The organism is Breznakia pachnodae (assembly GCF_030814225.1).
GTDB classification, from domain to species: Bacteria; Bacillota_I; Bacilli_A; order Erysipelotrichales; family Erysipelotrichaceae; genus Breznakia; species Breznakia pachnodae.
This window is the reverse complement of the sequence record NZ_JAUSUR010000004.1, coordinates 193,605-206,561: the sequence shown is the minus strand read 5'-3', so window position 1 is coordinate 206,561 and position 12,957 is coordinate 193,605. Positions and strand designations below refer to the sequence as shown.

9 protein-coding genes are annotated in these 12,957 nt (G+C 34.0%); 8 read left to right on the top strand and 1 reads right to left on the bottom strand.

Annotated elements, in window-relative coordinates:
* Positions 1–298 precede the first annotated feature (298 nt).
* Positions 299–1,174: a LysR family transcriptional regulator gene (locus J2S15_RS12105; RefSeq protein WP_307408659.1), complete on the bottom strand. Its 876-nt coding sequence runs from the start codon at positions 1,172–1,174 to the stop codon at positions 299–301.
* Between the two features lie 96 nt (positions 1,175–1,270).
* On the opposite strand from J2S15_RS12105, the gene J2S15_RS12100 reads away from it, so the two are divergent.
* The 8 genes from J2S15_RS12100 to J2S15_RS12065 all read left to right on the top strand — a co-directional run bounded on the left by J2S15_RS12100 (position 1,271) and on the right by J2S15_RS12065 (position 12,920).
* Positions 1,271–1,831 carry a chromate transporter gene (locus J2S15_RS12100; protein WP_307408657.1) on the top strand — a complete coding sequence of 187 codons (561 nt, stop codon included), beginning with the start codon at positions 1,271–1,273 and terminating at the stop codon, positions 1,829–1,831.
* Positions 1,825–2,376: a chromate transporter gene (locus J2S15_RS12095; RefSeq protein WP_307408655.1), complete on the top strand. Its 552-nt coding sequence runs from the start codon at positions 1,825–1,827 to the stop codon at positions 2,374–2,376. The genes J2S15_RS12100 and J2S15_RS12095 overlap by 7 nt, the downstream gene beginning before the upstream one ends.
* Positions 2,377–2,407: 31 nt before the next feature.
* A complete protein-coding gene (recG, locus tag J2S15_RS12090) occupies positions 2,408–4,399 on the top strand; it encodes an ATP-dependent DNA helicase RecG (protein ID WP_307408654.1) in 1,992 nt (663 codons plus the stop codon).
* A gap of 28 nt (positions 4,400–4,427) precedes the next feature.
* A complete protein-coding gene (gene rnc / locus J2S15_RS12085) occupies positions 4,428–5,111 on the top strand; it encodes a ribonuclease III (RefSeq protein ID WP_307408651.1) in 684 nt (227 codons plus the stop codon).
* Positions 5,108–6,370: a D-alanyl-D-alanine carboxypeptidase family protein gene (locus tag J2S15_RS12080; protein ID WP_307408649.1), complete on the top strand. Its 1,263-nt coding sequence runs from the start codon at positions 5,108–5,110 to the stop codon at positions 6,368–6,370. Before rnc ends, J2S15_RS12080 begins: the two co-directional genes overlap by 4 nt.
* A complete protein-coding gene (locus tag J2S15_RS12075) occupies positions 6,367–7,323 on the top strand; it encodes a sodium:calcium antiporter (protein WP_307408647.1) in 957 nt (318 codons plus the stop codon). The genes J2S15_RS12080 and J2S15_RS12075 overlap by 4 nt, the downstream gene beginning before the upstream one ends.
* Before the next feature lie 66 nt (positions 7,324–7,389).
* A complete protein-coding gene (locus J2S15_RS12070) occupies positions 7,390–11,715 on the top strand; it encodes a PolC-type DNA polymerase III (protein ID WP_307408645.1) in 4,326 nt (1,441 codons plus the stop codon).
* Between the two features lie 77 nt (positions 11,716–11,792).
* A complete protein-coding gene (locus tag J2S15_RS12065; protein WP_307408643.1) occupies positions 11,793–12,920 on the top strand; it encodes a D-alanyl-D-alanine carboxypeptidase family protein in 1,128 nt (375 codons plus the stop codon).
* Positions 12,921–12,957: the final 37 nt, after the last annotated feature.

The window sequence follows — 12,957 nt, the reverse complement described above, 5'->3', positions numbered from 1 at the left end:
GGATTTGTAAAATATAGTAAATAAAGAATAGAATTTAGTGTCAGATACTACTTTTTTCACAATATTTACAATGAAATTATTTTGTGTATAATATGTAGTGAACAGGAAAGATATATTGTCTATCCATCTGTTCTAATATTGAGGGTGAAACTCCACAGCTTTGGAAAAAGTTCCCCGGGTTCCCCAGCTTGCAATGGGGCTTACAATAAGCAAGAAACGACGAGAGGTCTGCGTGTATAGTGATCGAACTTTATTTGAAAACGCCAATTTGAAATGGCGCTTTTTTTTATTTTAATAATTAACTTTTTTTGTTACATAGCTCAATTAAATTCTTTAACGGTTCAATCAATACTTTATCTTTATAATAAACAATTTGTACAGGAGTAGAAATTACTAAATTATCTATATCCAAAGTAACTATATTTTTCTTCTTTAGTTCAGGTTGAAGTAAAACATCAGGAAGAGCACTAACTCCTAAGTTTTCTTTCACGGCTTCAATGATAACGCCTGAGTTTACGCTAACCCATTTAGGTGCTGCAGTATAGCCATGGGTGTTTAAAAATGTATCAACGGTTTCTCGAAGCGCACTGCCTTCTTCTCTGAGTAAAAGATTCTCTTTAAGTAGTTCATCTAATGGTACTGAAGATATAGTAGAGAAAGAATGCTTCTTTGCGCAAAACCAAGAGATGGGAAACTCATATACAGGAATGCTATGAAATTGCTCATGCTTTATTTTACCTTCTAGAAAACATAAATCTAATTCACCTTTTAATAGTTTCTGTTCTAGTGTCGATGCATTATTGATGCTTACTTTAACTTTAATGGTTGGATATAGTTCTTCAAACTTTTTTAATAGTTTTGGTAATTTAGCGGTAGCATATGTAATACTACTTCCAATATGAATTTCCATATGTTGAAATGATTGGGTAATCTCTTCTTTTAAAGAGTTCATTTCATCAAGCAGAAAAATTGATTTGTGAAGTAGTTTTCTTCCTACTTCATTAAGTTTAATTCTTCCTGCTCTACGATCAAAAAGAGGAACTCCAAGTTCTTCTTCTAATTCAGCGATTGCCTGAGAAATCGCTGGTTGAGAGATAAACAATAATTTAGATGCACTAGTCATATTTTCTTCTTGTGCAACAACTCTAAATATTTCAAGTAGTCGTAAGTTCATATAGCCTCCATAAGTAAATGCTAATAGTATATATAGATATATTATATTTTAATTATAGTTCTTTTAACTCTATAATGCTATAAGAAGGAGTTATTTATGAAAGTTAAAACATTAGGATTATTATTTATACAGTTTCTATATATCAGTTCATTTTGTTTTGGTGGGGGGTATGTCATTATACCTTTGATTCAAAAACCATTTGTTGAGAAGTATCATTTACTGGAAGAGGAAGAACTGTTTGATATTGCTGCTGTGGCCCAATCATGTCCAGGAGCGATTGCAGTAAATATATCAACACTAGTTGGCTATAGAATTGGGGGATTACCTGGATCACTTGTATCTGTAATTGCAACCGTATTACCACCACTTGTTATTATTTCAGTAGTAACAGTGTTCTACGATACAATTATGCAGATTACAGCAATCAATGCAGTGATGACAGGATTAGGAATTGGAGTGATTATTGTTATCTTTGATTTCATTGTGGATTCTTATAAGAAGTTTGTCGGTAACCAACGCTTTTTTCAATTGTTATTTGTTGTGACTTTCCTATGTATTTTATTCTTTAACATTTCTGTAGCAATTATGTTACTTTGTGATCTTGTAGTTATAACGATTTATAGTTTGTGGAGTGTAAAAGAGGTGGCACAATGCTAGCGACTATCTTTTTCGTCTTCTTTAAAATCGGTATTCTTAGTTTTGGTGGTGGATATACAGTTATTTCAACTATCCAACAAGAGATAGTAAATAATCAGGGTTGGCTGACAACGAGTGAATATTTGGATATTATTACAATATCGCAAATTACTCCAGGCCCATTAGCTATAAACTCATCTACCTTTGTAGGAATGAAAACAATGGGAATATCAGGGGCTGTTGTTGCAACCATTGGGTGTATCTTAGGTGGTGTATTATTATCGTTAGCGTTATATAAGGGATATTCAAAACTAAAAGATCATCAGTTAATGAAAGATATTATTCAGGGATTAAAGTCTGCATCTCTTGCAATGATTACTGCCGCATTCTGTTCAATGGTATTATTAACGCTTTATGGAAATTCAGATTTAAGTAGTATATCTTTGAATGTAGATTGGCGAATTATCTTATGTATTGTTGTAGGAATTATCATTCAAAGAATCAAAAAACTAGATAGTATGAAGGTACTGATGATTATGGGTGTAGTTGGTTTCTTCTTTTTCTAAATGTTTGAGGATTTCATGATATAATTGTTTCATGGATTTGAAAGAGATAAAGGTTACACCTAAGAAAAAAGAAATATTGAATAGTATGGGAATCGATAGTGTAGAGGATTTACTGACGCATTATCCTTTTCGTTATGAAGAGAATGTGGTAAAACCTTTTGATGAGTGGGAAAAAGAGGAAAAAGTTTTCTTTGAAGGATTAATTATTTCTTCTCCACGGTTGTCTCGATTTGGTTATAAGAAAAGTGTAACTAGATTTAAGGTTCTTTATGATGAAGAAGAAATTGATTTAACTCTGTTTAATCGGCCTTGGATTCAAAATTTTAAAGTGAACTCTAAGATTACAATCTCTGGTAAATATGAAGGGAATTATAAAGTAACAGTTATGCAGTATAATTCTCAACCAATTGAAGAACAATTGGGGATTGTACCAGTCTATAATGTGAAAGATGGAATCAACCAAAGAGATTTAAGAAAATATATGAAGAATGCTTTAGAAGCATTTCAAATAGGAAACTTTATTCCTACTGATTTACAGCAAAAATATAAATTAATCGATAAGCATAAAGCATTGTATTATATTCACTTTCCAGTGAAACGAGAAATGTTGAAGCAGAGTATGAGATGTCTGAAGTATGAAGAATTTTTAAAATTTCAGCTGAAGATGCAATATTATAAACATCAGAATGAAGAAATTACCAAACAGGCAAAAGAATTTGATGAAGCAAAAATTTACAAGGCAATTGATAATTTACCATTCAAACTAACTGATGATCAAATGAATGCAATCAAAGATATTCTAGAAGATTTAAAGAGCAATCATATTATGTATCGTCTGGTTCAGGGTGATGTAGGAAGTGGGAAAACCTTAGTAGCAGTTATGGCAATGTATGCAAGTGCTCTGGCAGGCCAGCAATCGGCGTTCTTAGCACCAACGGAGATATTAGCGAAACAACATATGGCAAATGTGAGCAAGGTATTAGAGCCTTATGGAGTACGTGTAGAACTGCTGTTCTCATCTTTGGCAACTAAAGAGAAAAAACGAGTGAATGAAGAACTACGTAATGGCGAGATTGATGTCATTGTTGGTACCCATGCGTTATTCCAAAATGAAGTAGAATATCACAATCTTGGATTAGTAATTGCTGATGAGCAACATCGTTTTGGTGTTGAACAGCGAAGAAAACTATTGGAGAAGGGTGAGAATGTAGACTTCTTATTAATGAGTGCTACACCAATTCCTAGAACCTTGGCTACATCATTATATGGAGATATGGATGTAAGTAGTATTGAAGAATTACCAAAAGGAAGAAAGCCGATTATTACGACACTGGTAAAAGAAAGTAGTATGCGAACAATTCTTCAGGATGTATTAAGTTATATTGATGAAGGTAATCAATGTTATATCGTATGTCCAGCAATTGAACGTAATGATGAATATGTAATGCGTAATGTGGAAGAACTATATCAAAATATGCGTTCGACATTACCAGAGAAATATCGAATGCATTATCTGCATGGTAAAATGTCGACAGAAGAAAAAGATGAAATTATGCAGTCTTTTGTGAATAAAGAATTTGATATCTTAATTGCTACTAGTGTAATTGAGGTAGGAGTTGATGTAAAAGATGCGAATATTATGGTCATCTATGATGCAGAGCGATTTGGATTAAGTCAGATTCACCAACTTCGTGGGAGAGTTGGTCGAGGTGATAAACAAGGATATTGTTATCTGCTTACCAAAAGTAAAGATCCAGATAGTTTAAAGCGACTGCAGATCTTATGTGACAGCAATGATGGATTTGAGATATCAAAGCAGGATTTAATGATTCGCGGTCCTGGGGATATGCTAGGAAAACGTCAAAGTGGAATACCTGGTTTTATCTTAGGTGATATTATAATGGATGATAATATTTTAGAGGTGGCAAAACAAGATGCAACCGATTTACTGGGAAATCTTGATCACTATCCTCAAATAAAACAATATATTTTAAAAAAGGAATTAACTTCTTTTATAGATTAGCGTATACTTTTAAGAAGGAGAAAAGAATATGAATGATATATTTACGTGGATGAAACACAACAACATTCCATATAAAGACAAAGACTTATTATTTCAATCCTGTGTTCATACGTCCTATTTAAATGAACATGCGGGGTTGGAAGGAGACAACGAGCGTTTAGAATTTATGGGAGATGCAGTATTACAACTATGGGTAACCAATGCTTTATATCACCATCAGCCACCTTTTGATGAAGGAGTAATGACAACCTTACGTAGTCAGTTGGTACGTGAAGAAGCTTTGGCTAATTATTGTCGTATGATTGGCTGGGATGAATGTCTGATGCTTGGTGTTGGAGAAGAGAGAAGCGGTGGAAGAGAACGTAACTCTTTACTTTCCGATATGTTTGAAGCAGTATTAGGTGCAATTTATCTTGATGTTGGTTATCAATATATAGACCAAATTTTAAGTGTGGTAATTACACCATTTATTGATGCACCAAAAGAAGATAGTGTCGTTGATTATAAAACCAAATTACAAGAATATATTCAGGCAGATACAAGAAAAACGGTTGCTTATCATTTAGTGAAAACAACTGGACCAAGTAACAATCCTAACTTCTTAATAGAAGTTCGTCTGGATGATATTGTATTGGGTAGAGGAGAGGGGTCTTCAAAGAAAAAAGCAGAACAGCAGGCAGCGAAAGATGCCTTCCTGAAACTGGCGCGATGAAAAAAATATTATTAATTAGTATTTTAACTTGTTGCTTTTTGGGAAGTAATTTCCATGTAGCAGCAGAGGAAACCGTAGAAGAAACCACCCCTACAACAACAAGCGCAAATTATAACTCACAGGCAAGCCATGCTGTTGTTTATGATGTGCAAGATCAGCGAATAATTTATGATAAAGGAGCAAATGATCAAATTTATCCAGCAAGTATGACAAAAATAATGACATCGATTGTTGCGTTAGATAAAATTGATGATTTGGATCAAAAAGTCGAAATGAGTGCAGAAGCATTTGTTGGTCTAAAAGAAGCCAATGCCAGTATGGCAGGATTTAAAGAAGGACAGGTTGTGACTTATCGCGATTTGCTGGCTGGTACGTTATTACCAAGTGGTGCAGAAGCCAGTAACCAACTTGCACTTTCACTTTATGGAAGTGTCGATAAAATGGTAGAGGCAATGAATGATAAGGCAGAAGAACTGAATCTTAAGCATACTCATTTTATGAATACTACTGGACTACATGATGATAACCATTATACAACTCCTTATGAAATGGCAAAAATTCTTGAATATGCATTAGACCAGAAAGAACTATATTCTCTTTTGGAAACAGATGCTTATAATACAAGTGATAACTCACTTACTTTAAAGCATACTACAACTCAAATGGAATCAGATTATGATGCATCAATTCTATATTTTGAAGGTGGAAAAACTGGATATACGTTGGAAGCACAGTATTGTCTGGCAAGTTTTTCAACCGATGAAGAAGAACGATTAATTATGGTTGTTCAAGGATTACCATCACGTTCAGCAGTTCTTCCTGAAGTTGAAAGTTTATATAAGTATATTTATGAAAACAATGATCGCACACAAGTCCTAAAAAAAGGAGATAATGTAGGAGAAATATCCGTACTTTATAGTGATGATGATACATATACTATTACATCACCAAAAGATTATTCCTATTTCCTTTCAAATGATGCAGAGGTAACTGTAACTTTTAAGGCGAAAAAAGATCTGGAAGCTCCAATCAAAAAAGGGCAGGTTATTGGAACGATAAGTATTAAAGTAGATGATGAAGTAGTAGAAGAAATTAAAGTAAAAGCAACTCAAAAAATTGAGCGTAATAATCTTAAATATTATGTACATTATTTTAGTGTGTATGCAGACAATAATCCACTTGTGATTATCTTGAATGGTGCCACAATAATGTTGTTAGTTATTTTTGTAATTTACAGAAGGATAATGAGGAAATTATGATATATATTCAATACTTTTTATTAGCAGCAGCAACCGTATTCTTTTCAGTAAAACTGGCATCATATGTTGACATGCTGGATCGAAAAACAGATTTATCTGGTGCCTTTATTGGTGGAGTAATGCTGGCAGCAGTAACTTCTCTGCCAGAACTGTTTACATCGATGACAGCAGTGTTTGTATTAGATAAACCATCCTTGGTTCAAGGGAATGTAATGGGAAGTAATATCTTCAACTTATCTATTCTTGGAGTACTTATGATATTCGCCCATAAGAAATTTATGAAGGCGAAAGTTGCCAAATCGAACAGTTCTTCACTGTTGTTTGGTATCCTAATGTATGGATGTGCAATTGCTGCATTAAACTTAAACAGCGATATTAATATTATGGGATTCCATGTAGATATCTTTACGATTGCATTAATTGTAATCTATGCAATTTCAGTAAAGATGATGAATGATGACGACAGTGGTGATAGTGATGAGAACGCAGATATAGCATTATCAGTCCAACAAATCGTTCTTCGCTTTGTTGTATTTGCGATATTACTTGTAGGTGCATCAATTATCTTAACGCAGGTATCTGATCAACTGACAGAAGAATTACAATTAGGTTCTACCGTAGGAGGAGCAATCTTCCTAGGAGTAGCGACATCATTACCAGAATTAAGTGCGTCGGTTTCGTTAGTAAGAATGAACAACTTTAATGCATCAATTGGAAACATTGTAGGAAGTTGTGTATTTAATTTCATGATTCTGTGTTTTGCAGATATCTTATATACTGGTTCAGGAATTTATATGTATGATCGTGAAGCAATTATCTTTGCAGGATGTGGTATTGTAGCATCTTTGATTACTTACTTTGGATTAAAGTATAAGAAATCATCTTTATTTGTATATCTTGCAGGAGTAGGAATTGTGATTATGTATGTTGTTAGTATTATACTTTCAATATAGTGATAAGAATTCTTTAAAAGCATCTATGAATTTGTTATAATTTTAGTTAAGAAAAGAGTGTGAAGTATGAGTCATGAAGTTTATGATTTAGCCAAGAATACTGGCATGAATGAAATTGAATTAAAAAGTTTTGAGAAAGCAGTTTTTCTAGAAAAACCTGCTTTTTATAAAGCGGAAAATACAATTGTAATGTATATTGAATTTGAATGTCTGCTTGATTATCAGGTATATGACATCTTTTTAGGTAAGTTAATGCAGAGTACACATTGTAAGGTGCGCTTACAGATGAAGAACCGTTATCAGGAAAATACAATTGTGAATGTAAATAAATACATTCATCATATTGTGAGATCAAGACCAGACCTTAAGATTTTTGTTAGTGTTTTTCCTAATATGGAAGATGGAAAACTTACGTATCGTTATGAAACAATGGATGAACAGAAACAGGCTGCTGATTTAGTTGATGATGTATACAAAGAATTGGCATTCTTTGGTATTGAAATTGAGATTTCAATCCAACAGTTAAACATGGAAGAGAAGATTCGTGAAGCAGAGAAAAAGTTTGATGATCGACCTACTCCAGTTCCTGTACAAGTAGAAACCAAAGAAAAGGGTTATACCAGAAAGAAAGTTACCGATTATCCATTGCTTAAAATTATTGATTTAAGTGAAGGGATTAATGAAGTAAAGATTCGTGGTAAGGTCTTTGAAATTGATAACCGTGTTATGCGTAATGGTAAGATTGCACAAAGTATGTATGTTACTGATGAAGAAGAAGCAATCGTTATTCAACGTTTTGAACGTGGAAAACTAACGAAAGAAATATTGGAAGCGATTCATGAAGGAGATTATATTGAAGCGAGTGGTCGTGTAGAATATAACCAATATCGTAGAGAAAATGTATTTGTGCCAATGGCATTAGAAAAGATTATTGTTCCTCAGAAGAAGGATAATGCAAGTAGAAAAAGAGTAGAACTACACTTACATACAAAACTAAGTGAAATGGATGGAGTTAGTTCAATTGAAGAATATATTACGCAGGCTAACACTTGGGGACATGATGCCATAGCGATTACTGACCACAATGTAGTGCAGGCATATCCAACTGCACAACGAGTTGTGAATAAAATCAATTCAGGTAGAGATAATCCATTTAAAATGATTTATGGTGTTGAAATGAATATGATTGAAAGTGAATTGAATATTGTCTACAATCCAAGTGATGTAGAGTTAGAAAAAGCTCGTTATGTTGTATTTGACCTTGAGACAACAGGATTGTCATCAAAATATGATCATATCATTGAATTTGGTGCTCAAATTATTGAGAATCGTGTTGTGAAGGAGTCTATGCAACTGTTTATTAAACCACCAATTACAATTTCTTCACATATTAGTGAATTAACTAACATTAGTAATAGTGATGTTGAAAATGCACCAACGATTGAAGAAGCAATGCCTAAACTATTGGAGTTTATTGGTGATGGGGTTCTGGTTGCTCATAATGCAGGATTTGATGTTAACTTCTTAAATGAAGCATTGTTGCGAATGGGAAAAGAAAAACTGACAAATCCAGTAATTGATACACTTGACTTATCGAAGGCGATGATTAAAGATCGTCGTGGATATCGTCTTGGTAACATTGCTCGTTACTATAAGATTAAGTATGATGCTGATGTAGCGCATAGAGCAGACTATGATGCGGAAATCCTTGGTGAAGTATTGTTGCATATGTTGAATGAATTAAAAGAGTATAAGACATTAAACGACTTATGTGCATTAAATAAAGAAGTAAGTTATGGTTCTTTAAGACCGCAACATTTAACACTACTTGCAAAAAATGAAGCTGGTATTAAAGATATCTTTGATTTAATTACCTTAAGTCATACCAAATATCTGGCTCAGACTGGAAAGAGTAATAACAAACCAATTTGTCAGCCAAGAATTATTCGTGAGGAAATTTTGCGATTTAAAGAAAAAGGAAATTTACTTATTGGTTCTAGCTGTTTGAATTCGGAAGTATTTGAAGCCGCACAAACAAGAAGTGATGAATATCTTGAAGAAGTAATGGGAATGTATGACTATATTGAAATTCAACCATTAGAGAACTATCGTAATCTAGTTGGACTAGGTAGTGTAAGAGATGAAAACCAATTGAAGTTAATTGTGAAATCATTAATTGATACTGGTAAGAAATTAGGTAAAGTTGTAGTTGCTACAGGTGATGCTCACTATGTAAGAGAAGATCATAAGCAGATACGTGATGTATTTATCAACTCTCAAGGAATTGGAGGAGTACGTCATCCACTTTATATTTATAATCGTGAAAAGCGAATGGCAAATCCTTCACCAGCTCAGCATTTTCGTACAACAGATGAAATGTTGGAAGCATTTGCTTATCTAGGTGATGAAGCATATGAATTAGTTGTAGAGAACTCAAATAAGATTGCAGATATGATTGACTTTGTTCAACCAATCAAGAGTGATTTGTATCCTCCAAAAATTGAAGGTTGTGCAAAGATGCTTCGTGACTTGTGTATGGATACAGCACATGGTTTATATGGACCTGAGTTACCAAAGATTGTTATCGATCGTTTGAATAAAGAATTAGACAGTATTATTGGAAATGGTTTCGAGGTTGTTTACTATGTATCGCATTTGCTGGTGAAGCAATCACTGGATGATGGTTATCTGGTAGGATCACGTGGATCCGTAGGATCAAGTTTTGCTGCCACAATGGCAAACATTACCGAGGTTAATCCTTTGGCTCCTCACTACATTTGTCCAAGTTGTCAATATAGTGAATTTGTGGAAGAAGGAACAGTACAGTCAGGATTTGACTTACCTCCAAAGAAATGTCCTAAGTGTGATCATGAAATGATTGGTGAAGGGCAGAATATTCCATTCGAAACCTTCCTAGGATTTGAAGGGGATAAAGTACCGGATATCGATTTGAACTTCTCTGGTTATTATCAAGAGAAGGCACATAAATTCCTACAGGAATATTTTGGTGAAGAAAATGCATTCCGTGCTGGAACTATTGCAACCGTTGCCAGTAAGACTGCATTTGGATATGTAAAAGGTTATTGTGAAGAAATGGGATTGGAAGGAAGAATGTCCAATGCTCGTATTACGTATATTGCGAAAGAGTGTGATGGAGTACGAAGAAGTACGGGACAACATCCTGGGGGAATCATCGTATTCCCACAAGATATGGATGCCAGTGAATTTACTCCAGTGCAATATCCATCAAATAACTTAAATGAAGATATGCGTACAACTCATCTGGATTATCATGATATTGAACAGAATGTATTAAAGTTTGATATTCTTGGTCACGTCGATCCAACAGCGATGAAAATTCTAGAAGAGATGAGTGGTGTCGATGTAACCAAAATACCAATGAATGATCCGGATACAATGGCAATCTTCTCTGGTGTATCATCATTAAATATTGATACAACAAAGAATATTGAAAAAACGGGAGCAGCAGGAATTCCTGAGTTTGGTACTCCATTCGTTCGTGGTATCCTGGAAATTACCAAGCCAACTACGTTTGATGAGTTACTAAAGATTTCAGGATTATCTCATGGTACCGATGTATGGCTAAACAATGCAAAGGATTTAATTGATGCTGGAGTTTGTACCCTAAAAGATGTTATTGGATGTCGTGATGATATCATGGTATATCTAATGCAAAAGGGAATGAAACCAAAACTTGCCTTTACAATTATGGAAAGTGTTCGTAAAGGTAGAGGATTGAAACCTGAATGGATTGAAGAAATGAAAGCAAACAATGTAGAAGATTACTACATTGATTCTTGTGAGAAAATTAAATATATGTTCCCAAAAGCCCATGCGGTTGCCTATGTAACAATGGCAGTTCGTATTGCCTGGTTTAAGGTTCATAAACCACTTCATTATTACTGTATGTTCTTCTCGATTCGTTGTGATGCATATGATGTTGAAACAATGGTTAAGGGAGAAGCAAGCATTAAAGCTAAAATGAGTGATATTTCAAATCGTTCGAATAATCCAGAAACAAAATTTGATGTTTCCGATAAAGAAAGAAATGTATTCTCTTCTTTAGAGTTAGCACTTGAAATGGTATTACGTGGATATCATTTCCGTAACATTGATATTAATAAATCTCAGGCAACACTGTATGTAATTGATGAAGATCATCCAAATGCGATTATCCCATCATTTGTAAGTGTTGATGGACTTGGAGAAAACGTTGCGCTTAGTATTGTGGAAGCAAGAAAAAGCCACCCGTTTATTTCGAAACAAGACTTATTAAATCGTACTTTGTTAAGTAGTACACTAGTTAAGAAATTGGATGCTCTTGGAGTTCTTGATGGACTGCAAGACGAAAACCAAATGTCGTTATTCTAAGAGCTGATGATTCATCAGCTTTTTGTTTTCTTTTTTATTAAGTGATAAAATATATATAAATGAGAGGAAGTGATGATTTGAAATCAAAGATAATTATAATATCGATACTGCTTTTATTATCAGCATGTTCCTCACAAGAAGCAAAAATTTCATTTAAGAAAACTAAATTTCAGTTTGAATATGGTGAAACAATTGAAATATCAGCTAGTCAATTAACTGATAGTGATGATAAAGAAGTACTAGAATCGATGAAAGTAGAAACAGATAAATTACCAAAAGACAAAAACTACATAGCTGTTGGTACTTATAAAACAAGAGTTACCTATAAGCTAAATGGTGAAGAAAAAGTTAAGTTTATTAATGTTACGATTAGTGATACAACAGTACCAGAGATTACTTTGAAGCAAGAGATAATAGAAGTGGATCAACATACTGAGTCTATCAATTACAATGAATCTGTAGAAGCAAGTGATCTTGCAGGAGTTACGCTTACCTATGATGACAGTGCAGTTAATTTGGAAGAACAAGGTGAATACTCAGTTGGCATTAAAGCAACAGATTCAAATGGAAACCAAAGTGAGTCTACAATAAAGGTAATTGTGAAAGAAGTGGTAAAGGAAACACCACAACCTCAAGATACTTCAGGTAATAATTCAAACAATGCACCAGAAACAACACCAACTTCAAGTGGTCCGTATTATGTTGGTGATATTATGGTTGTAAATAAGAAGCACAGTTTACCACAGTCTTATGCTCCAGGAGAGAATGCAACTGCAGGAAATGCAATTCGCCAGATGATTGGTGATATGCAGGCGCAAGGATTTGATATTAGCAACTCTTATAGTGGATACCGTAGTTATGAGTATCAGGCACAGTTATACCAAAGTTATGTAAATAGTCATGGTCAGGCAACTGCAGATACCTTCTCTGCAAGAGCTGGTTATTCTGAACATCAGACAGGTTTAGCTTTTGATTTACTTCATACAAATGGAACTTTAGTAACAAATGCAAATGAAGCAAACTGGATTGCTCAAAATGCTCATCGTTATGGATTTATTGTACGTTATCAGGCAGGAAAAGAATCAATAACTGGTTATCAGGCAGAACCTTGGCATTTGCGTTATGTTGGTTCACAGGCAGAATCAATTTATAATTCAGGATTAACGTTAGAGGAATATCTTGGAGTACCTGGTGGAGGGTATTGATAAAGTTTCATCTAAAAAATGAAGCGTTTTAAAATAG